Below are 26,678 nucleotides of genomic sequence, written 5' to 3'. Positions count from 1 at the left end.
TTTAATTTTAAGATTGGAGAATACGTATGCCACAATTTGACGTAGTGATTATCGGAGCTGGCCCATCGGGTTCAGTTTCTGCTTCCCTCTTGCACAAACAAGGCTTGAAGGTTTGTGTCTTGGAAAAGCAACATTTCCCTCGCTTTGTGATTGGTGAAAGTTTGTTGCCTTATTGCATGGATATTTTAGCGGAAGCGGATCTGGTGGATGCCGTGCACGCAGAGCCGAGCTTCCAGCATAAAAACGGGGCGGCCTTTACCTGGGGAAATCGCTATACCTACTTTGATTTTACCGACAAATTCACCCCAGGCCCTGGCACAACCTATCAGGTTCGCCGTGGGATTTTTGATAAAATCTTAATTGATGAAACCGCTAAAAAAGGAGTCGAAGTCCGCTTTGGGCACGAAGTCTTAGCCCTTGATAATTCGGGCGATCTGGCTAAGCTACAGGTTCGCACCGAAGCCGGTGAGAACTATGAACTGACCGCTAAATTTGTGCTGGATGCCAGTGGTTATGGCCGTGTTCTGCCTCGTTTATTGGATTTGGAGACCCCATCCCACCTGCCGGCTCGTGTGGCACGTTTTACCCACATTGATGACAACATCAGCGATCCTGATTTCGACCGCAACAAAATCCTTATCACCACCCACCCAGTGCACCGTGATGTGTGGCTCTGGCTAATTCCGTTTGCTGATAATCGTTGTTCTATCGGCGTGGTTGGCCTGCCTGACACCCTTGAGGGCGACAATGAAACCGTGCTGAAGAAATTTGCCCTTGAATGCCCAATGCTCAAGCGTATTTTAGCCAATGCCAACTGGGAAAATGAGTTCCCTTACCGCAATATTCAGGGCTATTCTGCCAACGTGAAAAGCCTGCACGGTAAGCATTTTGCTTTACTGGGCAATGCAGCAGAATTTCTTGACCCTGTCTTTTCATCGGGCGTGACCATTGCCTTACATTCTGCTCGCCTGGCCTCACGCCTTATTCCTCGCCAACTCAAGGGCGAGGCGGTGGATTGGCAGGCAGAATTTGCCCAACCCTTGATGGTTGGGGTCAATGCCTTCCGCACCTATGTGAACGGCTGGTATGATTGTTCTTTCCAAGATGTGATCTATGCTCGCAACCCACAACCTGAAATCCGCCAAATGCTCTCTTCCATTTTGGCAGGCTATGCTTGGGATGAGAAAAATCCTTTTGTGGTAAAATCGGACGCACGCTTGAAAGCCTTAGCAGAGATTTGTGGCACGGCGACACAGGACTAAAATGAAAAAACTTTTTGCAATATTTTGTTTATTTTTAACCGCTTGCACCAGCCTGCCAGCGGTCAAGGATCTGCCTGCACAAGAGGTTGAAAGCCGCTTATTTAAGGTGGAAGAAATCGAAAACAAGCAAGTTAAACAAGTCAGCCTTTTGACAGTGCAATTTGAACCCAACCAATGGCGTTGGGTGCAAACCGACCCACTCGGTGCCCCGCTAGCCCGGGTGCTGTTAAGCAAACAGGGCTGGCAGAATGATGGCTTTATTATGCCCAATGCTCAGGCTAGGCAGCTTTTTGCCGCCCTTGCTACAGGCTTAAACAAAGACACTAACTTGTTTGATTTTAGCCAGATCGAACGCACTGCAAGCGGTCAGGTTTTTTATATTCATCACAAAAAAGTGTGGAAAATTGACCGCAGCTTGCCAACACTTGAAATTGAATTAGCAGACGGAAGTGTGTGGAAAATTGAGGAATTGGAATAGAGAAGCAAATGACCCAACTATATTTATCCCAACCAGCCCTTGTTAGTAGCCTAGGAGAGGGTATTGAACAGCATATTCAGCACCTCATCCGTGCCCAAACATCGCCCTTGAGCCAATCCAATCAAGTTTTTGCTATGCACGATTTGCAGGGCAAGGCAGGCTTTTTTGGCGAGTTTAAGGGAGAGTTACGAGCCTTTCCAGCGGATTTGCCGGAACAATATCACAGCCGTAACAACCAGCTCTTGTGGCATTCATTGGCACAAATTGAACCGATTATCGAACAGGCTATTCAGCGTTTTGGTCGGGAGCGAATTGCCGTAGTGATGGGATCTTCCACCACAGGAGGGGACGAAAATATTCCTGTCTTTAAGAGCGGGGCCTATGAAAATGATTGGGGCAGAAAGGCCTTTAATCAGGCCCAACAATACTTTTCTGCCCCAGCAGATTTTATCGCCCACCAATACGGCCTACGGGGCTTGACCTATGGCATTTCCACCGCCTGCACCTCAGGCGCCAAAGCCTTGATGAGTGCTGCCCGTTTGCTGAAAGCGGGCTTGTGTGATGCGGTCATTTGCGGCGGAGTGGATAGCCTTTCCCCTCTTACCGTCAGTGGCTTTGGCTCTTTATCGGTGATGTCTGATGAGCGTACCAATCCGCTTTCCAAAAACCGCAAGGGCATCAATATTGGCGAGGGGGCGGCAGTTTTTGTCTTAAGCCGTGAAAACTTCGCCGAGAGTGCTATCGCCCTCTTGGGCTACGGTGCCAGCAGTGATGCCTATCATATGTCCTCTCCCCACCCTGAAGGCGAGGGCGCAATGTCTGCCTTTAGCAATGCCCTAAACTCTGCCAAATTGTCGCCTGAGCAAATTGGCTGGATTAACCTGCACGGCACGGGCACCATTCATAACGATCAAATGGAAAGCCTGGCCGTTGCAAATATTTTCGGGAAAACAACCCCTTGCACCACCACCAAACCCTACACAGGGCACACATTAGGTGCTGCTGGGGCCATTGAAGCGGCTATTTTATGGGGTGTGATTAATCGGCAAATTAACCCCCAAGGAAAACTGCCAGCCCAATTATGGGATGGCGAGGCAGACCAAAACCTAGCCCCTATCCAAATTACCGATAAGCAAAGCCAATGGCAGGCAGGTAAACGGATTGCTGCTAGTTCATCCTTCGCTTTTGGCGGCAACAATACCGTTTTGATTTTAGGAGAAGTCGATGCTTGATTTAACCTGCCCTATTACTCATATTTCGCCCTTACTTCCCCATAGTGGCGAGATGGTCTTTTTAGATGCAATTACCGCCTTTGGCGATGATTTCCTCACCGCCCAAACCACTGTCCGCTCAGATAACCTGCTGATTAAACACGGCAAACTGGCCAGTTTCGTAGGGGCAGAAATTATGGCACAAGGGGTGGCGGCTTGGGCTGGCTGTAAGTGTGTGCAGGCAGGCAAGCCCATTGAACTGGGCTACTGGTTAGGCTCCCGTAAATTACAACTGCATTGTGCAGAAATCCCCATCGGCCAACCGCTTGAAATCCAGATTAAGCTTTCGATTGAAGATGCCACCGGTTTTGGGGTCTTTGACTGCCAGATGAGGGATTTAGAAACGGGGCAGGTCCTAATTGAGGGGGCGCTTAATGTGTTTAGGCCGCAGGCAAATAATACCTAGTACCTTTACGAGACGTATGAGGTGGAGATAGACCCTAAATAAGAGAGCTTACAATGATAGAGTTTATTTTATTAATTATCTTCCTATCGCCTTATTTAATAGCCCTTTTTTTAGCTAAAAGAGATAATCAGAAAATAAAAAATGATTTTGAACTGTTTTTTAATAGTTTAAGCCATATGAAAAATCTTATTAAAATAAGAAAAGATTTATATTATATAAACGGTGCTTATTTGAATTATGAGTATTTAATAACTCGACAAAACATAAAAATAAAACATTATCAAAAGAAAGATTTTATTATCAATCTTTTAAAATGTTGTTAGTCTTAAGCTGTGAGCGATGAATTACAGTTATTCCAACAGAGCTCTTTTGTAGCTCTCTTAGGCAAAGTTTCTAATTTTGAGCTACAAGCCTAGCTCAGCTAAATAACCCCATACGACTTGTATGGGGTGGAGATAAAATAATGAACAACACTATTTTAATCACCGGCTCCAGCCGTGGTATTGGCAAGGCGATTGCCCTGCGTTTGGCCCAATCGGGCTTTGATATTGTGGTGCATTGCCGCAGCCGTGTAGAAGAAGCAGAGGCCGTGGCACAAGCGGTGCGAGATTTGGGAAAATCTGCAAGGGTCTTGCAGTTTGATGTTGCCAATCGGGCGGAAGTAGCCGAAAAACTAAGTGCAGATGTGGAAGCCCACGGGGCCTATTATGGAGTGGTGCTGAATGCAGGCCTGACCCGGGATAATGCCTTCCCCGCCTTGAGCGAGGAGGACTGGGACAGGGTTTTACGCACTAACCTAGATGGCTTTTACAATGTGCTTCACCCTATTATGATGCCTATGATCCGCCGCCGTAAGGCAGGGCGGATTGTCTGTATTACCTCGGTTTCGGGTTTAATTGGCAACCGTGGGCAAGTCAATTACAGTGCCTCTAAGGCAGGCTTGATTGGGGCTGCCAAGGCCTTGGCAGTGGAGCTGGCTAAACGCAAGATTACCGTCAATTGTGTGGCACCGGGGTTGATTGATACCGATATTTTGGACGAAAATGTGCCGATTGATGAGATCCTCAAAATGATCCCAGCAGGAAGAATGGGCAGCCCAGAAGAAGTGGCGCATGCGGTAGATTTTCTGATGGATGAAAAGGCGGGCTATATTACCCGGCAGGTGATTGCGGTGAATGGGGGCTTGTGCTAGTTAATCCTGCCTATAAAGAATAAAAAAAGAGACGGGGATAGCTCCCGTCTCTATATAAATCACTTGTGAGACCTAAAATACTCAATCAACTTTTCAACCATTGCAGCGATCAGTTGCCTTTCTTGTTCATTGACTGTTGCCAATAAGCTATTCAAGTAATCAGTCTTATCTTGCAAGCGTTCACTGTTGGGTGAAAGTAAATCAACTACCCGACAGTTAAAAATTTCAGCAAATTCCAGTAATCGGACCAGTGATGGCATAGCGACCCCTCGTTCAATTCTTGATATGGCTTCATTCCCAATTTCTAATTTTTCAGCAATTTGCTCTTGGGTAAACCCTGCTTGCTGGCGGTATCTAGCAATCGTATTTCCCACTTGTTTGGCAAATTGTTGCTTATCTAAGTTCATTTTCTCCTCATTATTCCGTTTTGCTTAGTAGACAAAAAAGTAGCACTTAAAAACAGGGCTTAAAAAGTTGAACAACAACCTTAAAGGTTGATCTTGTTTTGGAATGAGGTTAAGATAGCAATCGTTACTTTTGCTAATGATAAACCTTCATTGGCTGATCTGTTTATGGTGAGTTGCAGCCCCTATAAACATGAATCATATGTCTCTATAACACACTATCTGGAATCAATTATCTACCTATTAGTGTAATTAGATATTTGAATAGCATTCAGTCAAATTAAGTTTTTAAGAAAATCTTGTTTAGGCATGAATAATCTCATTGTATTAGATGTAATTATTGAAATGAAATACCGTCTTATGGTTATAGCAACATAAGTGTTAATAATAAAAATCATTGTTATTTTAATCACTTATAAAAAATAATGGATTTTGGGTTTTTGATTTCACTTTCTAAAGTAATACAAACCTGCCTTAGTTTCTTACACTTCACATATCATTGCTCTTGTAACCGCCCGTGTAAACATCAATTAAGTCCCTATTCTCTCTTGGAGTATAGGGGCTTTGTGGCTGTTTACTTTTACGAGCTCTAACCTTGTTCTAGCAGTTATACCTGCTACAAACAGTTCAGTGAGCTTCTTTTATTTACACTGATTTATATATTTTATTTGGATTGGATAAGTCTATCTAAATAATAATGACATATGTTAAAAATCAGCTCAATTGTTTCTTAAAAATACACCTATCTACATAGGTAATTTGATAGATGGTTAAGTTTTTTTAACTATCTCATGAAGATAGGTGTGTAATTTTAAGTAATACTTATAGGAGTATTAAATGAACCATATTTATAAGGTAGTTTGGAATACAGCGACAAACTCTCTTGTTGTTGTGTCAGAACTTGCCCGTAGTAAAGGTAAAACTGCTTCAACAGTATCTAAGGTAAAAAAGGCTTCTAAAGCCCTTATGGCTATGCAAGCTGCGCTAACAACAATTACCGTAGGTACGATAGGTACACTAGCTTCAACAGAAGTCCAAGGGTATGTCGCAATTGGTGGTGTATCACAGGATGGAAAAACCAATTACAACTCCACTGTTACGGTGATCGGCGGTACAAGCTCCACTAACGATGGTGGAACCAACCCGTATAACTACCATAATCCTGGTAATCTAAAAAGTGAGATCAATCCAGGCGCTGATGCAGATCTTTATAGTACAAGTAAGGCACACGGTATCGCTATAGGTTGCCATACCAATGTACTTCAGCCAACCAATGATAATTTCTCAAATGGGATTGCAATCGGTGATTATTCGCGTGCAACTGGTGGTTTGGCTATTACATTAGGTGCTTTTTCAACGGCAAATAATATTGGCGCTACCGCAATTGGTACAGCCTCGTTAGCCAGCGGATTTAACTCTTTAGCCATGATGCGACAATCTGCCGCAACAGGAGACTATTCAACTGCAATTGGTTCTGTGGCTTGGGCAAATGGTAGCGCAAGTTTGGCCATGGGCGCTTCGGCAACCGCCTTTGGGGATCAATCTATTGCTATTGGTAGTACAAGTCCTGTTACCTTAGCGGCAGACGGTACTCATAAGGTAGAAAGAACCCGTTACGATGGACATACCAATACTCAAACCAATGGCAATCGTTCTCTAGCGCTTGGTAGTAATGCTAAAACCAATGGTGATGATTCATTTGCTGTGGGGACAAATTCTCGAACAGGTTATTTCCAAACAGGTAAGCTAGCAAATGGTGATAATGGAGTTGTTGCAAATACAGCAAAAGATGCTGATGAAGCCATTGCTTTTGGTAATAATGCCAGTGCCTTAGATGATAAGGCTATTGCCTTTGGTAATAATGCAACGGCTCGGGATAACCGTTCTATTGCCTTTGGTATTAATGCAACCACTAATGGTTCTGCCTCTGTGGCTATTGGTACTGATTCAAAAGCCGAACACGAACGTGTTGTGACCATCGGTACTAATTCAACAGCAACCCATAACCGTTCTATGGCAGTAGGTGAGGACGCAAGGGCTTTGGCAAATCACTCACTCGCTCTAGGTGCTAGTGCAAGGGTTGAGGTTGAAAACTCTGTTTCTTTAGGGGCGGATTCCTATGCCGATGAAATTGGTGGCCAAGAGGAAATGACCATTAATGGCCGTACCTATAAATTTGCAGGCCTACAGCCGAAAGGGACAGTAAGTATTGGTAGTGGTTATGATAATGATCAGGCTCGTGAAGGCACCACCGTTCGCACGATTACCGATTTAGGTGCAGGCCGTGTGTTAGCCAATTCAACGGATGCCATTAATGGTAGCCAATTATATGCAATTGCTACAGAATTAGGTAAGGGCTGGAACCTTTCAACCAATGCGACCGCAGAGGGTTCTAAGACAGGTGATAGCAATGCAGCCAATGTGATTAATGGCGAAACTGTGACCTTTACCGCCGGTAAAAACATTGCCATCAATCAAAACGATCAAAATATCACTGTTGCAACCAAGGATAATGTAACCTTTACCTCTGTTACAACCAATGATCTATCCGCCAGTGGAAATACCAGCCTTGGAAACCTGACGGTTAAGCCTGGTTCAACCATCAATATGGGCAATAACCGCATTACTAATGTCGGCACACCAACCGCTGATACTGATGCAACCAATAAAAAATATGTCGATGATGGCCGGACCCAAGTTACTTCTCCGGATGGTTCGGTTACGGTAAATAAAACGACAGCCAATGGTGCTAATGTTTATGAGCTGAAAGTCAATGCAAATGTTAATTATGCAGGCGATACGGGCTCTGGCACCAATAAATTAAGCGATCCGATTAAATTTGCTGGTACAGCAGATGAAGTTGTCACTAAAGCCGAAAATGGAAAAGTCACTATTGGTTTGGCGGATAAGGCTAAGGAGTCGCTTGATAAGGCAGATACGGCCCTTCAAGCCTTTACGGTAGGCGCTGATAAGGCCCATACAGCGGCGGGTATTGAAGTTAACCAAACAACCAAGCGTTTTGATATTATTGGCACAGATGATTATGTTACAACCAAGGTAACTGATGGCAGTATTCAGGTTGATATTGATCAGAAGTTTAAAGATACTGTTGCAAATAATACTAAAAATATTGCTAATAATACCCAAAATATTGCTAATAACACGCAGAATATTACTAATAATGCCAATGCCATTGCCAAAGGTTTCGGTTTAGAAGCTCAAGATGGCAATAATGTAAATAAACAGTTAGGTGAAAATGTTAAACTTGCTGGTGGAAATGACAATATTAATACCACAGTTAAAGATGGCGAAGTTAAAATTAACTTAAATAACACCTTAAATTTAACTGAAAATGGCTCAATTAACCTGGGTAATACCAACCTTAATAATGATGGTTTAACCATTAATAATGGCCCATCAATTACGCAAGCAGGCATTAATGCGGGTGATAAGAAGGTTACCAACGTTTCCAATGGCACAATTGATGCTACCAGCCAAGATGCGGTGAATGGCAGCCAATTATATGCTACCAATCAAAATGTGACCAATAACACCCAAAATATCAATAACTTAAATAATACCGTTCAGGCCGGTTGGGAGCTACAGGCTGAAGGTCAAAAGGTTAAGGATGTTACCCCAAATAATAAAACCGCTAACTTTAAGGCTGGCGATAATATTGTGGTGAGCGATGATAATGGCTCAATTAAAATTGCCACTAAACAAGATGTTACCTTTGATAATATTACCACCAATAGCAGTTTAACCGTTAAAAATGGTGCCGACATTAATATGGGTGATAATGTGGTTAATGGTGTGGCAAATGGTACAATTTCTAATGACAGTAAACAAGCGGTCAATGGTAGCCAATTATTTGCAACTAATCAGAATATTACCAATTTAACTAATCGAGTGGATGGCGGTTTTGGTTTAACCGCACAAGATGGCCAAAGTGTAACCAAGCAATTAGGTGAAAAGGTTGATATTATTGGAGGTAATCAAAACTTAAATACCACAGTTGTTGATGGTAAGGTTGTTATTAATTTAAATAATACCCTAAATTTAACAGAAAATGGCTCAATTAATCTGGGTAATACCAGCCTTAATAATAATGGTTTAACCATTACGGATGGCCCTTCAATTACTCAAACAGGCATTAATGCAGGCGATAAGAAAATTACCAATGTGACGGCTGGTACAGCGGATACGGATGCGGTGAATGTAAGCCAGCTTGAAAAAGTTAATGCCACAGCCAATGCTGGTTGGAACTTACAGGCCAATGGCAATAATGGTTCGACGGTTACACCGAATGCCACAGTGAGTCTTGATAACACTGATGGCAATATCATCATTACTAAGGAAGCTACTGACAATAATGTTACCTTTGCCTTAAACAGTGATCTGACCCTGGGCGGTAAAGATGGCAAGGATGGCAGTATTGGTGTGAAGGGTGCTGATGGTAAGGATGGCGTAACCATTACCAAGGATGCCTTAGTTTTCAATGGCATTGACGGGGTAAACGGCAAAGACGGTCAAGATGGTGCTGATGGTTCTGCTTCAATCAAGGTTGAAAAAGGAGCTAAGGGCCTAGACGGCAACGATGGTAAGGATGGCGAAAGCAAGACCCGTATCGTTTATGAGAAACCAAATGGTGAAACTGAAGAAGTCGCTACGCTTAATGACGGTCTCTACTTCAAGGGCGATGTGGGCGATAGCATTGCCAAGAAACTTAACGAGACCTTAAGTATTAAAGGTAACTTAGCGGCTGATGCAGCAGTGACGGATAAAAACCTCCGTGTTGATAATGTCAATGGTGAGCTTATCTTGAAGATGGCTAAGTCCCTGGTTGATTTAACCAATGCAACCTTTGGTTCAGATACTGCCACAACCGTGATTGATGGCAATGGTGTTACGATTGCTCCAACAGCTGGTAATAATGTGACGCTCACTGATAAGGGTCTCAATAACGGCAACAACCAAGTGACCAATGTGTCTAGCGGTCTTGCTGACCGTGACGGTAAGCCAGTTAGCCTAGAAAACGCCACAGGCGATGTGCTAACCAATGCGGTGAATGTAGGCGACCTTAAAGATTCAGTTAATAACCTGACTAACGCAACCACCGGTGGCTTTGGCTTAACCGATGAAAATGGTAAGGGCGTAAAAGCTGATCTAGGTAAAACGGTGACCGTTAAGGGTGATGGTAGTGTGAAAACCAATGTTGTCACAGATGACAATGGCAAATCAGCACTTGAAATTAGCCTCAACAAGGATGTAACCGTGGGTGATGATAAAGAGCCTGGTACTATTATTGTTAAGGGTGAAAACGGCAAAGATGGCGTTTCCATTAATGGTAAAGACGGCTCGATTGGTCTAACTGGCCCAGCGGGTAAAGACGGTAAGGATGCCAAAGCTACTATCAGCGTGAAAGACGGTGCTAAAGGCATTGACGGCAACGATGGTAAGGATGGCGAAAGCAAGACCCGTATCGTTTACGAAAAACCAGATGGTGAAACTGAAGAAGTCGCTACGCTTAATGACGGCCTCTACTTCAAGGGTGATGTAGGCGATAGCATTGCCAAGAAACTCAATGAGACCTTAAGCATTAAGGGCAACCTAAGGGCAGATGCAGCAGTGACGGATAAAAACCTCCGTGTTGATAATGTCGATGGTGAGCTTATCTTGAAGATGGCTAAGTCTCTGGTTGATTTAACCAATGCGACCTTTGGTTCGGATACTGCCACAACCGTGATTGATGGCAATGGCATTACCATTAGCCCAACCACTGGGGATAAGGTAACCTTAACCGATAAGGGCCTCAACAACGGTAATAACCAAGTAACCAATGTGTCTAGCGGTCTTGCTGACAGTGACGGTAAGCCAGTTAGCCTAGAAAACGCCACTGGCGATGTGCTAACCAACGCCGTGAATGTAGGCGACCTTAAAGACTCTGTTAATAACCTGACTAACGCAACCACTGGTGGCTTTGGCTTAACCGATGAAAACGGCAAGGACGTTAAAGCTGATTTAGGCAAAACGGTGACCGTTAAGGGCGATGGCAGTGTGAAAACCAATGTTGTCACAGATGACAATGGCAAATCAGCACTTGAAATTAGCCTTAACAAGGATGTGACCGTGGGTGATGATAAGGAGCCAGGTACTATTATTGTTAAGGGGGAAAACGGCAAAGATGGTGTTTCCATTAATGGTAAGGACGGCTCAATCGGCCTCACTGGCCCTGCCGGTAAAGACGGTAAGGATGCCCAAGCTACTATCAGCGTAAAAGACGGCACCAAGGGCCTAGACGGCAACGATGGCAAAGACGGCGAAAGCAAGACTCGTATCGTTTACGAGAAACCAAATGGTGAAATTGAAGAAGTCGCTACTCTTAATGACGGCCTGAAGTTCGTAGGTAACGATGATAAGGTTGTCAGTCGTAAACTTAATGAAACCTTAGGCCTTTTAGGTGGATTGAATGCGACCACCGTAGTAAATGACACCCTGGTTTCATCAAGCAATTTAGGCGTTCGCCAAAAAGATGACGGCAGTCTAGAGCTGGTTATGCTAGAACGCCCAAGTTTCTCAGGCCTAACGGTCAATGGCAAGGATGGAAAAGATCCTGAAATCAAGTTTGCTAAAGATGGCCAAGATGGAATGTCTATTGTGGGCACAAGAGGTGCGGATGGTCAAGATGGCCTAACCCTACGAGGTAAAGATGGCACGGATGGCATCAGCTTTAAGGAAGATGGCCGTATTAGCAACGTAACAGCTGGTAAGGATGGTAAGGATGCGGTAAATCTTGATCAACTTGAAAAAGTCAATGCCACCGCCAATGCGGGTTGGAACCTTCAAACTAACGGTGGTAAACCAGAAAATGTAGGGCCTAATGATACGGTTAATTGGGTTAATGGAGATAACATCAATATTAGTAACGATGGCAAGACTGTCACAGTTGGCCTAGTTAAGGATGTTGATCTGGGCAAGGATGGCAGTATCAAGGCAGGCGATACCCTCTTAAATAATGAGGGCATTAAGGTCGGCGATAATGTATCCCTTAGCAAAGACGGCTTAATCGCAGGTGATGTTAAGGTTAGCCAAGATGGCATTGTTGCAGGCGACAAGCAGATTACTAAGCTTGCAAGCGGTCTAGGAAATACAAAACTTGCAGATGCAAGTGGCGATACCCTAACCAATGCGGCCAATATTGGCGATCTTAAAAATGCGGTTTCAAGTGTCACCGATGCAGAGCAAGGTGGCGGATTCGGTTTAGCCGATGATAATGGTACCGAAGTCAGACAAAATCTTGGTAAAACCATCCAAGTTAAAGGCGATGGTAATATCAAGACTAAGGTCAATGAGGGTGCACTTGAAGTGAGTCTAAATAAGGAGGTTGACTTAGGCCAGGATGGCCGCCTAACCACAGGTAATACCGAGATCAGTGACAATCGTGTCGGCTTTAAGGATTCTAAGGTCAATCTTAGCAATCAAGGCTTGGATAACGGTGGTAACAAGGTGGTGAATGTGGCTAAAGGTGAGGTTTCTGCAACCAGTACCGATGCCGTTAATGGTAGCCAGCTCCACGAAACCAACCAAAATGTGACCAATGTTCAAAACGAAGTTGCGAAGGGTTGGAATATTGAAGCGTCTGAAGTTAAGGGCTCGACAGGTAAGGTGCAAGGTGCAAGCAAGGCCAAGGTCGCTATGGGCGATACCCTTGGTGTTCAAGCAGGGAATAACATTGTGCTTACCCAAAATGGTGCCAACCTTGCCATTGCAACGTCAGCTAATCCGGGCTTTGATACGGTAACCATTGGTTCTAATGGTAATCGTGCGACCATTAGTACCGTAGAAGATCAGTATGGCCAAGCGCTTAATGTTGCTGGTGCCAACGGTTCTGCAACCCGTATTACCAATGTTGCACCAGGTAAGGCTGACTTTGATGCAGTGAATGTAAGCCAACTTAAGGGTGTTGCCCAAAGTGTGGTCAATGTCGATAACCGTGTATCTAAACTAGATAAACGTGTCAGAGGCATTGGGGCAAATTCTGCTGCAGCTTCTTCCCTGCCACAGGTTTATATTCCTGGTAAATCTATGGTTGCTATCTCTGGAGGAGCCTATGGTGGTGCATCTGCCCTTGCTGTGGGTTATTCCAAGGCCAGTGATAATGGCAAGATCATTCTGAAAATGAATGGAACGGCCAATAGTGCCGGCCACTATTCTGGTGGTGTAGGTGTTGGCTACCAATGGTAATCTATAATTCATTCTAATAATGAAACTTGAAAAATGCGACCCTAGTGATCTGCACCCCAAAAGTTGGACTCAATAACCAACTAATTAAGGTGCAGATTTTTTATGACCAAATACAACCAACTTTTCAAACAATAGGTGATCGAATTTTATCTTCAAAATGGTAAAAATGCGTCACTCACTCGCCAACATTTTCAACTTAAAGAGAGCCTACTGCGGCTCTGGATTGTTCAATTTAATCACAATGGAATCAATGGGTTAACTGTCCATAGAACAAAACAGACCTATTCCCCTGAATTTAAGCTAAAAGTGATACAAGCGGTTAAAAGTAGACAATTTTCTGCAGAAGAGGCTTACTATCACTTTAGTATTCCTCGTTCTGGGGTAATTAGCCTCTGGTTGCAGGCCTTTGAAAAACAAGGTATAAACGGGCTTTTCCCCAAACCTAAAGGTCGCCCAAGTATGAAGCCCAAATATCCCAAAATGCCTCCTAAACCCCAAACCCGTGAAGAGGAACTCGAGTTAGAGATTTTGAAACTTCGTGCGGAGGTAGCCGTGCTAAAAAAGTTGCAGGAGCTCAACCAACAAAAAATGATGAAAAAACAGAAGTCGTAAAGGCCTTACGGACGAATTTTCCGCTTGAAATTTTGTTGAGTCTGCTGGCTCTGGCAAGAAGCTCCTTTTTCTATCATCTAAAAGACAAAGACGATAAAAATGCAGCGATTTCACAACAAATCACAGAGATTTATCGGGACAATAAAGGAAATTATGGCTATCGTCGCATTACTTTAGACTTAAGGAAGATCTTAAAAATCAACCATAAGAAGGTGCAATCCTTAATGCAGAACTTAGGGTTGAAGGGCAAATGTAAACGGCGAAAGTATCGTTCTTACAAGGGCGAAGTTGGTCGCATTGCGGACAACTTATTAAAGCGTAATTTTGAAGCTCAAGCGCCTAATGAAAAGTGGGTAACCGATGTGACCGAGTTTAAATGTGCCGAGGGTAAGCTTTATTTATCACCTATTAAAGACTTATTTAGCCGTGAAATTATTGCCTACGACCTATCAAGAAGTCCTAATTTTGAGCAAATTACCCGAATGATGACTCAGGCGACAGCAAGGCTGAATGGTGATAAACCAATTCTTCACTCTGACCAAGGCTGGCAATATCAGATGGAAGGATACCAAAGGATGTTGAAGACAAATCATATTCGACAGAGTATGTCGAGGAAGGGAAATTGTTTGGATAATGGGGCAATGGAAAGTTTTTTTGGACGATTAAAGACGGAATGTTACTTCGGCAGACATTTTGAGACCTTTGATGAGCTTGAAAAGGTGCTTCACGAGTACATTTATTATTACAACCACAAGCGTATTCAAGTAGAATTAAAAGGACTAAGCCCTGTAGAATACAGAATTCAGTCCTTGAATTAAATCAGTCTAACTTTCTGGGGTCAGATCACTAGGGTCGCATTTTTCATTCAGGGAATTTTGCAAATTTTGATTGACACTGTGTGAATAGACAGTAAAATACACCTGTATAAACAAACAGAAACCTGTATTTGGAGATCAAAATGGCAACCTTAAGATCCTTAACCCGTGAAATGCCCTACCAGCCCATGCCTTGCTACCGTGATCATAATGCCAACCTGGCAATGAAATTAGATCTAAACTCGCTCTGTATTCGCCGCCCCAAAGAAACCTTCTTTATTCAGGTCAAAAACCCCAATTTATTGGCCTGGGGCATTGATTTTAACGATCTGCTTATTGTAGAAAACAGCCAGGATTTTGCGGTTAATGATCTGCTTGTGGTGGAAAAACAGGGCGAATACAAGTTCTACCAATTTTTTAATGAAATCAATGGCCAAAAGATCCTTTTCTCCCTAGATGTGAGCCAACCCAACTTACGGATCGAAAACTGGCAGGAGGTTGAAATCGCAGGGGTGATTACCAATGTGGTTCACCAAATGCGTAGCCGCTTTAGCGCCCCTGCTGCTCAACGTTTTGTGGCCTAAGGTTTTGTCGCCTAAAAAGGGGCAGGTGCGGTGAAGGTCATGGGCTGGCCTGTGATGGGGTGGGTGATGGACAGGCTTTCAGCGTGCAAGCAAAGCCTTGGCGACAGACTTTTGGCCAAGGGGTTGGCATAGAACTTATCACCCACGATCGGATGGCCTAGGGCCAGGCTATGCACCCGTAATTGGTGGGAACGGCCGGTATAGGGGGTCAGTTTTACCCTAGTAGTGTTATCAGGCTCATGTGCAAGAATTTCATAAAAAGTGACCGCTTGCTTGCCCCGCTCAAAGCAGATCTTCTGGCGGGGGCGGTTCTCCCAATCACAAATCAGGGGCAAATTGATGGTGCCTGTTTGGCCTACTCTCTCTCCTAGTTTTCCCCATAAGCGGGCAATATAGTGCTTTTTAGGCTCCCGCTCACGGAACTGGCGTTTAAGCTCCTTTTCTGCCGCCTTGCTAAGAGCAAAGAGCAAAATGCCACTGGTGGCCATGTCTAGGCGGTGGGCGGGTTCGGTAAAGCCGTATTTTTGCTGAACTCGGGTCATAGCACTGTCAAAGTACTCTGGTCGGTTGCCTGGCACGGACAGAAGGCCGCTGGGTTTGTTGATAACTAAAATATGATTGTCCCGATAAACCTCGTCCAACCAGGGTTCAAGGGGGGATGGTATTCAATAAGGGCCATGGTTTTCTCTTTTCTTTATGCTCCCTCCCCCGCCTGCGGGGAGGGTTGGGGTGGGGGGACTAACTTTTTAACGTGGGCTAAAACCTACGCTACAAGCGGAATAAGTTTCTCAAAAATTTGCAAATTTTTCTAAATTTTATTTCGCTTGTTGTCGCTATCTTTCCCCCCCACCCTAGCCCTCCCCCGCAAGCAGGGGAGGGGATTTAGCTCATCTTAAAAATTATTTTCTCTTCCTAAATCCAATCAACAAGGCCACCAAACTCAAACCATAAATCAACCAATGCCCAAACTGCCCAAAAGGCGTTTGGCCGTTGGTTTTGGTTAGCTTATAGGTCAGGCTGGTTGCCTCAAATTGAGGAGCTTGAGCCAGCACCTTGCCCCTGTGATCAACAAAGGCTGTAATGCCGGTATTGGTGGCCCGCACCAGGGGCTTGCCCAGTTCCAAGGCCCGCATTCTGGCCATTTGGAAGTGCTGCCAAGGGCCGCTGGAGCTGCCGAACCAGGCATCGTTAGAGATGGTCAGAAGAAAATCGGCCTGATGGGCCTTTTGGTTGGCTTGAACCTGGTTGCCAAAAATAATTTCATAGCAAATGGCCATGTTAAAGGCCTGGTTTTGGGCTACCAAGGGCTTTTGGATAAAGCTGCCCTGGGAGAGATTAACAGGCAGGATAAAAACCTCCCGCATCCAGTTTAGGACAGAGCCAAACGGCACATATTCCCCAAAGGGAACCAAGTGATGTTTGTTATAACGGCTTGATTGATAAAGGGAATAAGGATTTTGGCTATTTCCCACCACAAGAGCACTGTTATACAGCCTATCGGCTTGGTCACGGTGGAGGGTTCCGATGATCAGCTCACTGCCGCTCTTCTCCCCTGCTGCTTGTAGCTGATGAAGCAAGGGCTCAATTTGGACTTCTAGGGCAGGAATGGCCGATTCGGGCAGGATAATGATGTCACTCTTGCCCAAAAGCGGGGAAATCAGGCCCTGATAGGTACGGATGGTGTGATCAAAAAAGGCTGGATCCCACTTCATTTTTTGTTCGATGTTGCCCTGCACCAGGCTGATGGTGGTGGGCTGGCTAGCCTTATCTTCCTCTATAAAATTGAGGAACTGGCTGCCAAAGGCCAGGGCAACCAGGCTGGCAAGGCCTACCAAACAAGCGGGCTGGAATTTGCGAAAACTTGCAAGAAACAGACCGCTTGTGGCCACTACGAAGAAGGTCAAGCCTTCCACCCCCAAGAGCGGAGCTAATCCAAAGAAGGGGCTGTCAATCTGGCTGTAGCCAAATTGCAACCAAGGGAAGCCAGTAAAGACCCAGCCCCGCAGGTATTCAGTAAAGGTAAAAAGCCCGGCCAGTGCAAGGGGATTAGTCAGGCGGAAGCGGTGGGCCAGATAGGTAAAGAGTAGGTTGTAGAGGGCCAGGTAGGCAGCCAAGAGCAGGACGGCTAAGTAGCTGACCAGCTCAGGCACACCACCGAACTGGATCATACTAACATGAACCCAGTTCACCCCAATCCCGAAATAGCCAATCGACCAGGCAAAAACCGCCCCAAGGGCGGTTTTAAGCGAGCCTTGTTGGGCCGCCCAAAGCAGGCCGCCAGCCGATAGGAAGGCAAGCGGCCATAAATCGTAAGGTGAATAGGCAAAAATACCAATGGCACCGAGAACAAAGGCCAGGCAAGCGGTCAAAAAAATCGTTTTTTTTTGCTCCATTAGTCGCCCACCGCCTCGCTCGGTTTGTCAGACTTGGCTTGTGCCATTTTTTCCAGTTGCTCATCTGAAACGGTCGCCCGCAGCTGAATCAGGCGGCGGCTGTCGGCAGAGGTCACCTTAAAATCAATGCCCTCTAGCTGAATTTGCTCGCCCCTTTGCGGCAGGTGGCCAAAGGCCTGCATAACCAAACCGCCCACAGTGTCCACTTCTTCATCGGCAAAATCGGTTTGGAAGACCTCGTTAAACTGCTCAATTTCAGTCAGGGCAGACACGGCATAGGTATGAAGAGAGAGCTGGCGGATTGGTTCGATTTCTTCTTCATCGAATTCGTCTTCAATGTCGCCCACAATCTGCTCTAAAATATCTTCAATGGTGACTAGGCCAGATACTGCCCCAAATTCGTCCACCACCACGGCCATGTGGAAGCGTTCGGAGCGGAATTCTTTGAGCATCCTGTCCACCCGCTTGCTTTCTGGCACAATCACGGCAGGGCGTAAAATGGCTTCAATATCAAAGGGTTCGGAGTCGGAACGTAGGAATTTGAGCAGATCCTTGGCCAGCAAAATGCCCTCAATGGCATCCTTGCCGTCCCGAATAACCGGGAAGCGGGAGTGGGCAGACTCAATAATCACATCCACACAGTTGTCTAGGGGCTGGTCGGCATCAATAAAGACAATCTGGGAGCGGGGGATCATAATATCCCGCACCCGCAATTCGGAAATTTCCATAACGCCCTCGATCATGTCCTTGGTATCATCATCGATCAGGGCATTTTCGGCCGAATCCCGAATAACTCCCACCAAATCTTCTCGATTTTTGGGCTCAGACTGGAATAAACCACCAAAAACAGACTGCAAAAAGGATTTTTTCTCGGGCGTCTGTCCGCCCTGTTGCTCATCGCTCATTATATTTATCTCTGTTTACTCAAAACATTGGCAAAATTATCATAAATTTCTGGTTTTAGTAATAAAAAAATGATTTATATTTGACGGAAATTAGCATAGCATAGACAAGATTTTTCTCTCACCTTAATAGGAGTTTTTATGAAATTGATTCGTTTAGCCACCGCTGTCGCCACCCTTGTTGCCAGCAGCGCCGTGCTTGCTGGTTCTCTCACAGGTTCATCTAACGTGACCTTCCTAGCCCTTGATGGCCAAAAGGTCAAAAAAGGCGTGGCCTTGCAGGTCAGTGATAGCAATACCCACCAAGTCGTGGTGGAAGTGGCCAGCATTATTGACTCAGGCTCTGACGGCTCTTATTTTGAATCCGACCCGATTGTGGTGAGCTTTAAGGGCAGTTCAGAAAACATCCAAGTGATTGCCCCAAATCTACGTAATAGTGCCGATGTAAACCGCTTCAAGCAAAGCCCAAGCTTGAAATTACAAACCGCTTCAGGCAAGGTGTTAGATCATAAACTTGACTATTTAAAAGGCGAGGGCTTCTTGCCAAATGTTAATGTAGAAGCCAACCTAGCCCAATATAACGCCGGTTCAGGCGTGGCTGCCGTTGCAGGCTTTAGCCAACAGGCCATGCCAGCTGCTATGCCGATGGCCAGTGCAGGCAAGGCTGCCAAGGGCAAGGTGATGGTTCAGGGCGAAAACATTGCTGAACAACAGCTCCAATACTGGTTCCAACAGGCGGATAAGGCCACCCAAAAACGTTTCTTAGACTGGGCGAAGAAGCAGTAAATGCAAAATATCGATCAACATGAGCTAGATAAATTTGCTCGTATGGCCAAGAGCTGGTGGGATCCAGAGGGCGATTTTAAGCCCATCCACCTGCTCAACCCCCACCGCCTCAATTATGTCCTGCAAAGGGCCAATGGCCTCTTTGGCAAGAAGGTGCTGGATGTAGGTTGTGGTGGCGGTATTTTAAGCGAGGCCATGGCCAAGCAGGGGGCAGATGTGACTGGCATTGATATGTCGGCACAGCCCCTTGAAGTGGCCCGTCAGCATGCCCAGCAAAATAATCTCACCATCGACTACCACCAGACCACCATTGAGGACTTTGCCGAGCTACATGCCGGCCAGTTTGACGTGGTGACTTGTATGGAAATGCTGGAACACGTCCCTTCACCCCAGTCGGTGGTGACGGCCTGCCAAAAGCTGCTCAAGCCTGATGGTATCTTATTTTGCTCCACCATCAATCGCACCCTCAAGGCCTATGCCTTGGTGATTGTGGGAGCGGAATATGTGCTCAAGCTCCTGCCCAAAGGCACGCACGAGTTTGATAAGTTCATCAAACCTGCCGAACTCCTGGCCTTTGGCGATGAAGCCAGCCTCACCTGTGTGGATATGGTGGGCTACCACTTCAACCCCCTGACTGAGAACTTCTGGCTCAACAAGGATGTGAGTTGTAACTACATTGCCACCTTCAAAAACAGCGAGGCAAGCGGTGCGTTTAGATAAATTTATTGCAGAAAATACCGGCCTCACCCGCTCCCAGGCCACCAAGGCCCTGCGTTCGGGCCTGGTGACGGTCAATGGCCATATTGAAAAGAGTGGATCGGCTAAAGTTAGCCAAAGTGATCTGATCTGCTATGAAGATGAGCCGATTGAGTGGGTTGCGGAAGGGCAATATTTTATGCTCAACAAGCCCCAGGGCTATATCTGCTCCCATGATGATGGCGACTACCCAACCGTCTTTCAGTTTTTCGATTATCCCTTAACGACCAAATTGCACTGTGCAGGGCGACTGGATGTGGACACAACAGGCCTGGTGCTCTTAACCGATGATGGCAAGTGGTCTCACCGCATTACCTCCCCAAAACACCACTGCGAAAAGACCTATTTGGTGACCCTGGCCGATCCAGTAGAGGATTTTTACGCAGAAGAACTGGCCAAGGGGATTTTGCTAAGGGGCGAGAAAACCCCTTGCCTGCCTGCTCAGATGGAGGTGCTAGACGACTATAATGTCAATCTCACCATCAGCGAGGGTCGTTACCACCAGGTTAAACGTATGTTTGCCGCCCTTGGTAACAAGGTTGTCGCCCTACACCGCTGGCGAATTGGGGAGATTGTACTGGATGAAGATTTGGCTGAGGGGGAGTTTAGAACCTTAACTGCTGAAGAAATCGCCTAAAATAACATCTCACTATATTTTAATTTTATTGCGACATTTTTTGTCGCAATTTTATTTAAACTTCGTAAGAACTTACAACCTGTCCAAATTTGCCTATGGAGACATTTTATGTTTGAACCAGCTTTTGAACACCTTTCTACCTCAATTAAAATTAAGGTCATCGGCCTAGGCGGTTGTGGCGGTAATCTTCTCAATCACCTCCTCACTAGCAAGCATTTACTGACTCAACAAGTGGAATTTATCGCAATTGATAACGATGAAACCTTGCTTAAATCTAGCCTCGCTCCAGTCAAACTTAATCTGTCAGAGAAAGATGAAGGACAATTAGTAGAAGCCGTTAATGATGCGGATTTGGTCATTTTACTCGCTGGAATGGGTGGGCAATTCGGTTCGGCTACTACCCTGGCCATAACAGAAATCGCCCAAGGTTTTGGTGCTGTTACGCTCGTGATTGCCATCAGCCCCTTTATATTTGAGGGGCAAAAAAGGATATCTCTTGCTAAACAGACTTTAGGTAAATTAACCGAATTAGGTGCTAGCACACTAACCATTTCTAATCAGGATCTGCTTACACAACAGGCTAAAACGCTTTCAATGACGAAGAGTTTTGAAACAGTAAATCAGCATATTAGCCACGCAGCAATGGGATTGATGGATAGCCTGCTTAATAGCGATTTCATTGCATTAAGCTTTTTTGATTTTAAAGAAGTTTTTTCAAAAGGTTACCAGATTTTCTTTGGCTATGCCGAGGGAGAATCTGAGCAGGCTACTCAAGCTGTGATTGATGAAATCCGCTCAATAAACTCAAAAACCTTTGAGCAAATGGAAAGCAGCTTATTATTTATCTCTGGCACGGAGTCATTTACATTGGAAAGTATGGCTAAGGCACAAGAAACATTATTCAACATAAGTAATGAAGAGGCGACCATCGTGATGGCTGTTGATATCAATCTTGAAGCTAAACATAACAGAGTGTATCTATTTGTATGTACAAATTAAATCCCTTAGTTAGAAGGAAAAGATGGAGGTAGTATGCAAAACTATTTAGTTGCTTTAAATGAATTATATCAAACAGTTCAAAAATTAGAGCAAGAACAAACAGAAAAGAATCTTGCTGAAGCAAACCAATTTACATATTTTCAATTTTTATCTACCAGTGAGGTCGGGCTGTCTTCCTTGCTTAGATTTTTGTTAGATCCTAAAGAAAATCATGGTCAAAAAGATGCTTTCCTGCAATCCTTTTTAAGGAGGCTGGGATTAGAAAATTTCATAAACTATGACCAAATTTATATTAAGGCAGAAAAAAGACTCTATTCCAACCGAAGACATGATATTTTTATTCGAGCTAAAAAAGATAATAAAATAGTCTGGTCTTTATCAATAGAAAACAAATTACGCTGGGCAGATGACCAAATAACACAAGTTAAGGATTATTTAGCTGAATTAGCCCAAGATTGCTCAAATTACTGTTTACTTTACTTAACTCCGAATGGCAAGTTACCAAGTGAAAAGTCAATTAGTTTAGTAGAGTGGCAAGAGGCTGAAAAACAAAACCAAGTCAAAGCAATTTCTGCAACTTTTATTAGCCAGTGGTTAGATAGCGTATCTATTCAGGCGACAGAAGTTAGTTTGTTTGTTAGACAATTTAAGAAATTTATTCAATCGGAGATTTTAGAAATGACGGAAAGTAATCATATTTTAGCTAATGAAATCACAGCAAATTCTAATTATGTTAGACTTTCTCTTGATATTATTTCTGCTCAACAATCTATTTATCAGAAGTTATTGGAAAAATTAATCAATGATTTAACCCAAAAATCTAAAGAAATATTTAGACATGTTAACTCATGGGAGATAAGAACAGAAAGCGATTTTAATCGGCAATGGTTTTCACCTATTGAATTTATTTCTCCTGATCATAAATTTTCTTTAAAAATGCAGTTTGAACAAAGTGGTTTAAGGAATGCCTTCTGGGGGATTTCTTTTTTAGAAGATCCCCAAAATATTCCTGACACTGTTTATAAGGTAAAACAGCACTTAGAAAAATTACCAGAAAAATATAGCAAGGCTTTAAATCTAGATGGATGGTGGTTATATTGGGAACGATTTGATGATGATTTGAAAAATTGGAATAATCAAACTTGGGCAAAAATTCCAAATGGAATATTAGCAGAAGAAATTTGGAATACTCTTATGCCTTTAGCTAAAGAGCTAGTGAAATTAGATGATATGATAGTTCATCAGGCATAAAGATAGATCGTTAGGCTTGATTTTTGCACAAAAAATGCTTATATTGGAGGAGTAGAGGGAAGCTGCCGACTTCCCTCTAGCGGTTGCCGCTTACATACCTAGTATGCGATTGATGATGGTGAGAGTGGTAAAGATCTCAATCAACGCTACCGTAGCGGTAAGAAGTAGGAAGAAAATCCAAAACTTCATTGCAAGCCCCCTTAGTGCTACTAAGGATGATTTGGCCTTGTGCTATGCCAGTAGTTCAAAGCCACCAGTAGCACAAAAAGGATTATAAATTACCAAAACGCCTGTGTAAACAACCAGGCGTTTTTTCTTATTGCCTGATAAAACTGAGAAATAACATGCAAAAAATTACCGTTCATCCCTGCTTTATTATGATTTTGGGGATGCTATCTATGTTGCCGCCCTTGGCCATTGATATGTATCTGCCCTCCTTCCTTGATATTGCCAACGATCTCCAAACTTCCCAAGAAAATGTCCAAGCCACACTGGCGATTTTTACCGCAGGTTTTGCCGCAGGTCAGCTCTTTTGGGGGCCGATTGCCGATAGTTTTGGGCGTAAACCGATTATCTTGCTTGGCCTCTTAGGCTCCACCATTGCTTCCTATTTTTTAACCCAAACCAACGATATTCAATCCTTCTACTTGGCTCGCCTCTTGCAGGGCTTGTGTGGTGCGGCACCTGCCGTGGTGATGGGGGCCTTAGTGCGGGATATGTTTGAGCGTAACCAGTTCGCCCAAATGATGTCCATGATCATGATTGTCACCATGGTCGCCCCGCTGGTTGCGCCGATTATGGGCGGCTACTTGGCCAAGCACTTCCACTGGCATTCGATTTTCTATGTCTTGGTTGCCATGGGCCTGCTTTGTATGCTCTTGGTGGCCTTTAGGATCCCTGAAACCCTCAAGGCAGAAAACAAGGCGCCGATTAACTTTGGCAAGGTTATCAAAAACTTTGCCAGCGTCCTATCCCACAAGCCAACCTTGGGCTATGTTTTGCTCGGCGGCCTCTCCTTTGCAGGTATGTTCTGCTTTTTAACCTCGGGATCGGTTGTCTATATCGGCATGTACGGGGTGTCGCAGGAACATTTCGGCTATTTCTTCGGGCTCAATATTATCGTGATGATCGTCATGACCATGATCAACGGCCGTTATGTGGTGAGAATTGGCTCCGAAAAAATGCTGCGTATCGGCTTGGGCCTGCAATTAACGGCTGGCATTTGGTTGGCCCTGTGTGCCATCTTCGGGCTGGGCTTATGGCCAATGGCCATTGGCGTGTCGGTTTTTGTGGGCATGAGTTCCACCATCGGCAGTAATGCCAGCGCCGCCATCTTAGATCATTACCCGCAAATGGCAGGCACAGCCAACGCCGTTGCCGGCACAGCCCGTTTTGGCGTTGGCTCCCTCATCGGTTTTGGCCTGTCCTTAGTTCCCGCCACCAGCGAACGCCCGATGCTTTTTGCCATGGCCGCCTGTATTATCAGCGGCGTGGCGGTTTATTATTTCTTGTCTTGTAAGAAAGAAGCCTGATTTTACTTTAAACAGCGGTCAAATTTGGGCGAAAATTTGCAAAAAATCAGGTCTAATTGACCGCTTGTGAGACCTTGTAGGGTGCGATTTATCGCACCATTAACCCCTCGCAAGGTCAGTGGTGCGGTGAACCGCACCCTACATTAACAGAGCCTCCAACTCCTCTTGCGCCGCCAGCCAGTCCATTTCCACCTCCTCAAGCGCTTTTTTCACTTCAACTTGTTTAGAGAGCGTTGCGGTTAATTGAGCCTTGTTTTCGGCCTCATAGATTTCAGCTTGGGCCAGGGCGTCTTCTAACTGCCCCAGTTCAGCGGTCAGCTTCTCCAAGTCCTTTTCTAGTTTTGCAAGTTTCTTCTTAATGGGTGCCGCTTGTTGGCGAAGCTCGGCCTCTTGGCGTTTCTGTTCCTTACGGTTGGCAGCCGAGTTTTCAGGGCTGCAAGCGGTTGGGTTTTGGTCTTTTTTTGCAAGATTATCTAGGGCGTTTTGCTCCTTGAGCCACTTTTCATAATCCTCCAAATCGCCACTAAATTCTTCCACACGGCCATCATGTACCAGGTAAAATTCATTGACGGTATTACGCAGAAGATGGCGGTCGTGCGAAACCACCACCAGCGATCCTTCATAATCGACCAGGGCTTCAGTCAGGGCCTGACGCATATCCAGATCTAAATGGTTGGTCGGTTCGTCCAGGAGTAAGAGATTAGGCCGCTGCCAAACAATCAGGGCCAGCACCAAGCGGGCCTTTTCCCCGCCTGAGAACGACTTAACCGCTTCCTTGACCTTGTCGCCTCGGAAGTCAAAACCGCCCAAATAGTTACGCAGATCTTGCTCGGTCTTTTCAGGGGCCAGGCGGCTTAAATGCCAAAGAGGGCTTTCATCGGCTCGGAGGGTATCCAACTGGTGCTGGGCGAAGTAGCCCAGTTGTACCCCTTTGGCTAGTTGGATCGTACCATTTTGAGCGGCCAATTCGCCTGCCAAGAGTTTAATGAGGGTCGATTTACCTGCCCCATTGCGACCCAATAAACCAATCCGGGAACCAGGCACCAGATTAAGCTTAATCGAGCCTAGGATGGTTTTCTCCCCGTAGCCAGTGCTGACCTTGTCCATCGAAAGCAGGGGCGAGGGCAGGGAGAGGGGCGGGCGAAATTCAAAGGAAAAGGGGCTGTCCACATAGGCTGGGGCAATTAGCTCCATCTTCTCCAGGGCCTTAATTCGGCTTTGAGCCTGCTTGGCCTTGGTGGCCTTGGCCTTGAAGCGGTCGATAAAGCTCTGCAAATGGGCCACCTTGCGTTGCTGTTGCTGGAAGGCGGCATTTTGCTGGGCGATCTTGGTAGCTCGTTGGATCTCAAAGGCCGTGTAGTTGCCGGTGTAGTCTTGGAGTTTCTGCTGCTCGATGTGGATAACTCGGTCGATAATCGGATCTAAAAAATCCCGGTCGTGAGAAATAAGCAAAAGCGTGCCTCGGTACTGGCTCAGCCAGCCTTCTAGCCAGATAACTGCATCCAAGTCCAAGTGGTTGGTCGGTTCATCTAATAACAGTAAATCCGAGCGACAAAGCAGGGCCTGGGCCAGGTTAAGCCGCATCCGCCAGCCGCCTGAAAAGGATTTAACCGGTAGGGCCAGTTCTTCATTATCAAAGCCCAAACCGTTTAAGAGCGTGGCAGCTCGGGCCTGAATGGTCCAGGCATCAATGGTGTCCAGTTTTGCGTGCAGGCTGGCAATCAGGTTGCCATCGTTGGCCTCGTTGGCCGCTTCCAGTTGGGCGGAAAGGGCGGTGTATTCACGGTCGCCTTGCAGGACATAGTCTAGGGCAGACATATCCAAAGTGGGCGTTTCTTGGTTTACCCAGGCGATAGACCAGTTTTGTGGGTAGGTCGCCTCGCCGCCTTCGGGGAAAGTTCATATTTGAGCAGGGCGAAAAGGCTGGACTTGCCACAGCCATTCTTGCCCACCAGGCCAACTTTTTGGCCGGTGTGAATAACTGCATTGGCCTGTTCAAGCAGGATATTTTGCCCTCTTTTGAGGGTTAAGTCGTTAAAATAGATCATTATTGAGATAAATCGTAAAAATTCTTGGTAATTTGTTGAATTTTATGCAAAATAGTAGGCAATTTCTAGAAAATTCATTCCCACCCGCATTGCATGTCAAGGAGCC

Annotated in this window: 18 protein-coding genes and 3 pseudogenes; 16 read left to right on the top strand and 5 right to left on the bottom strand. The window is 45.2% G+C overall.

All coding sequences use genetic code 11. The annotated features are described in order from the left end of the window. Window positions 1-26 precede the first annotated feature (26 nt). From A4G20_10550 to A4G20_10525, 6 genes are all read left to right on the top strand, one after another. On the top strand, window positions 27-1,262 hold the full coding sequence (locus A4G20_10550; GenBank protein QIW16736.1) for an FAD-dependent oxidoreductase: 1,236 nt from the start codon (window positions 27-29) through the stop codon (window positions 1,260-1,262). A gap of 1 nt (window position 1,263) precedes the next feature. Further along, window positions 1,264-1,740: a hypothetical protein gene (locus A4G20_10545; GenBank protein QIW16735.1), complete on the top strand. Its 477-nt coding sequence runs from the start codon at window positions 1,264-1,266 to the stop codon at window positions 1,738-1,740. Window positions 1,741-1,748: 8 nt separating this feature from the next. Further along, the gene (locus tag A4G20_10540) at window positions 1,749-2,972 is read left to right on the top strand and encodes a beta-ketoacyl-[acyl-carrier-protein] synthase II (protein ID QIW16734.1); all 1,224 of its coding nucleotides are present in this window, start codon (window positions 1,749-1,751) and stop codon (window positions 2,970-2,972) included. After that, window positions 2,965-3,417 carry a dehydratase gene (locus A4G20_10535; protein QIW16733.1) on the top strand — a complete coding sequence of 151 codons (453 nt, stop codon included), beginning with the start codon at window positions 2,965-2,967 and terminating at the stop codon, window positions 3,415-3,417. Before A4G20_10540 ends, A4G20_10535 begins: the two co-directional genes overlap by 8 nt. A 53-nt stretch (window positions 3,418-3,470) precedes the next feature. Next, window positions 3,471-3,740, top strand: coding sequence for a hypothetical protein (locus A4G20_10530; protein ID QIW16732.1), 270 nt, complete (start codon window positions 3,471-3,473; stop codon window positions 3,738-3,740). A 140-nt stretch (window positions 3,741-3,880) separates the two neighbouring features. Next, a complete protein-coding gene (locus A4G20_10525) occupies window positions 3,881-4,609 on the top strand; it encodes a 3-oxoacyl-ACP reductase (protein QIW16731.1) in 729 nt (242 codons plus the stop codon). A gap of 59 nt (window positions 4,610-4,668) precedes the next feature. Here the strand turns inward: A4G20_10525 and A4G20_10520 are convergent, their stop codons facing one another. Then, window positions 4,669-5,016, bottom strand: a complete 348-nt coding sequence (locus A4G20_10520) for a hypothetical protein (GenBank protein ID QIW16730.1) — start codon at window positions 5,014-5,016, stop codon at window positions 4,669-4,671. Between the two features lie 1,473 nt (window positions 5,017-6,489). On the opposite strand from A4G20_10520, the gene A4G20_10515 reads away from it, so the two are divergent. The 4 genes and pseudogenes from A4G20_10515 (at window position 6,490) to A4G20_10500 (ending at window position 15,268) form a co-directional block, all read left to right on the top strand. Next, window positions 6,490-13,257, top strand: a complete 6,768-nt coding sequence (locus tag A4G20_10515) for a hypothetical protein (GenBank protein QIW16729.1) — start codon at window positions 6,490-6,492, stop codon at window positions 13,255-13,257. 102 nt (window positions 13,258-13,359) lie between these two features. Continuing rightward, window positions 13,360-13,869, top strand: a pseudogene (locus A4G20_10510) (hypothetical protein). Between the two features lie 50 nt (window positions 13,870-13,919). Further along, entirely contained in the window at window positions 13,920-14,687 is a 768-nt protein-coding gene (locus tag A4G20_10505; protein QIW16899.1) for an integrase, read from the top strand. Window positions 14,688-14,827: 140 nt separating this feature from the next. Next, window positions 14,828-15,268, top strand: coding sequence for a transcriptional regulator (locus A4G20_10500; protein ID QIW16728.1), 441 nt, complete (start codon window positions 14,828-14,830; stop codon window positions 15,266-15,268). An 11-nt stretch (window positions 15,269-15,279) separates the two neighbouring features. On the opposite strand, the pseudogene A4G20_10495 reads toward A4G20_10500, so the two are convergent. The 3 genes and pseudogenes from A4G20_10495 to A4G20_10485 form a co-directional block, all read right to left on the bottom strand. After that, window positions 15,280-15,947, bottom strand: a pseudogene (locus A4G20_10495) (bifunctional tRNA pseudouridine(32) synthase TrmQ/ribosomal large subunit pseudouridine synthase RluA). A 220-nt stretch (window positions 15,948-16,167) separates the two neighbouring features. Then, complete coding sequence (locus A4G20_10490; protein QIW16727.1) at window positions 16,168-17,661, bottom strand: apolipoprotein N-acyltransferase; 1,494 nt, start codon at window positions 17,659-17,661, stop codon at window positions 16,168-16,170. Next, complete coding sequence (locus A4G20_10485) at window positions 17,661-18,566, bottom strand: magnesium/cobalt efflux protein (GenBank protein ID QIW16726.1); 906 nt, start codon at window positions 18,564-18,566, stop codon at window positions 17,661-17,663. The genes A4G20_10490 and A4G20_10485 overlap by 1 nt, the downstream gene beginning before the upstream one ends. A 138-nt stretch (window positions 18,567-18,704) precedes the next feature. Here A4G20_10485 and A4G20_10480 point away from each other — a divergent pair, with 138 nt between their 5' ends. From A4G20_10480 to A4G20_10455, 6 genes are all read left to right on the top strand, one after another. Next, window positions 18,705-19,349 (top strand): hypothetical protein, encoded by a 645-nt coding sequence (locus A4G20_10480; GenBank protein ID QIW16725.1) that lies wholly within the window; start codon window positions 18,705-18,707, stop codon window positions 19,347-19,349. Continuing rightward, complete coding sequence (locus tag A4G20_10475; protein ID QIW16724.1) at window positions 19,350-20,069, top strand: bifunctional 3-demethylubiquinol 3-O-methyltransferase/2-polyprenyl-6-hydroxyphenol methylase; 720 nt, start codon at window positions 19,350-19,352, stop codon at window positions 20,067-20,069. Continuing rightward, window positions 20,056-20,742, top strand: a complete 687-nt coding sequence (locus A4G20_10470; protein QIW16723.1) for a 16S rRNA pseudouridine(516) synthase — start codon at window positions 20,056-20,058, stop codon at window positions 20,740-20,742. Before A4G20_10475 ends, A4G20_10470 begins: the two co-directional genes overlap by 14 nt. 108 nt (window positions 20,743-20,850) lie before the next feature. Then, window positions 20,851-21,741: a hypothetical protein gene (locus tag A4G20_10465; protein QIW16722.1), complete on the top strand. Its 891-nt coding sequence runs from the start codon at window positions 20,851-20,853 to the stop codon at window positions 21,739-21,741. Between the two features lie 33 nt (window positions 21,742-21,774). Further along, complete coding sequence (locus tag A4G20_10460) at window positions 21,775-22,992, top strand: hypothetical protein (protein QIW16721.1); 1,218 nt, start codon at window positions 21,775-21,777, stop codon at window positions 22,990-22,992. Window positions 22,993-23,336: 344 nt separating this feature from the next. Beyond that, complete coding sequence (locus A4G20_10455) at window positions 23,337-24,524, top strand: Bcr/CflA family drug resistance efflux transporter (protein QIW16720.1); 1,188 nt, start codon at window positions 23,337-23,339, stop codon at window positions 24,522-24,524. A 138-nt stretch (window positions 24,525-24,662) separates the two neighbouring features. Here A4G20_10455 and A4G20_10450 read toward each other — a convergent pair. Further along, window positions 24,663-26,572 (bottom strand): annotated as a pseudogene (locus A4G20_10450) (ABC transporter ATP-binding protein). Between the last annotated feature and the right edge of the window lie 106 nt (window positions 26,573-26,678).

It is taken from the genome of Pasteurellaceae bacterium RH1A (genome assembly GCA_012221805.1).
In the GTDB taxonomy this organism is placed as follows: domain Bacteria; phylum Pseudomonadota; class Gammaproteobacteria; order Enterobacterales; family Pasteurellaceae; genus RH1A.
The sequence above is the reverse complement of the archived record's forward strand: the minus strand, read 5'-3'. Positions and strand labels throughout refer to the sequence as shown.

What these genes read in the sequence shown, in the direction of transcription:
- A4G20_10540 (QIW16734.1), top strand. Translation starts at nt 1,749, where the DNA reads ATGACCCAACTATATTTATCCCAACCAGCCCTTGTTAGTAGCCTAGGA.
- A4G20_10460 (QIW16721.1), top strand. Translation starts at nt 21,775, where the DNA reads ATGCAAAACTATTTAGTTGCTTTAAATGAATTATATCAAACAGTTCAA.
- A4G20_10490 (QIW16727.1), bottom strand. Translation starts at nt 17,661, where the DNA reads ATGGAGCAAAAAAAAACGATTTTTTTGACCGCTTGCCTGGCCTTTGTT.
- A4G20_10530 (QIW16732.1), top strand. Translation starts at nt 3,471, where the DNA reads ATGATAGAGTTTATTTTATTAATTATCTTCCTATCGCCTTATTTAATA.
- A4G20_10480 (QIW16725.1), top strand. Translation starts at nt 18,705, where the DNA reads ATGAAATTGATTCGTTTAGCCACCGCTGTCGCCACCCTTGTTGCCAGC.
- A4G20_10525 (QIW16731.1), top strand. Translation starts at nt 3,881, where the DNA reads ATGAACAACACTATTTTAATCACCGGCTCCAGCCGTGGTATTGGCAAG.
- A4G20_10545 (QIW16735.1), top strand. Translation starts at nt 1,264, where the DNA reads ATGAAAAAACTTTTTGCAATATTTTGTTTATTTTTAACCGCTTGCACC.
- A4G20_10500 (QIW16728.1), top strand. Translation starts at nt 14,828, where the DNA reads ATGGCAACCTTAAGATCCTTAACCCGTGAAATGCCCTACCAGCCCATG.
- A4G20_10550 (QIW16736.1), top strand. Translation starts at nt 27, where the DNA reads ATGCCACAATTTGACGTAGTGATTATCGGAGCTGGCCCATCGGGTTCA.
- A4G20_10535 (QIW16733.1), top strand. Translation starts at nt 2,965, where the DNA reads ATGCTTGATTTAACCTGCCCTATTACTCATATTTCGCCCTTACTTCCC.
- A4G20_10455 (QIW16720.1), top strand. Translation starts at nt 23,337, where the DNA reads ATGCAAAAAATTACCGTTCATCCCTGCTTTATTATGATTTTGGGGATG.
- A4G20_10520 (QIW16730.1), bottom strand. Translation starts at nt 5,016, where the DNA reads ATGAACTTAGATAAGCAACAATTTGCCAAACAAGTGGGAAATACGATT.
- A4G20_10475 (QIW16724.1), top strand. Translation starts at nt 19,350, where the DNA reads ATGCAAAATATCGATCAACATGAGCTAGATAAATTTGCTCGTATGGCC.
- A4G20_10485 (QIW16726.1), bottom strand. Translation starts at nt 18,566, where the DNA reads ATGAGCGATGAGCAACAGGGCGGACAGACGCCCGAGAAAAAATCCTTT.
- A4G20_10465 (QIW16722.1), top strand. Translation starts at nt 20,851, where the DNA reads ATGTTTGAACCAGCTTTTGAACACCTTTCTACCTCAATTAAAATTAAG.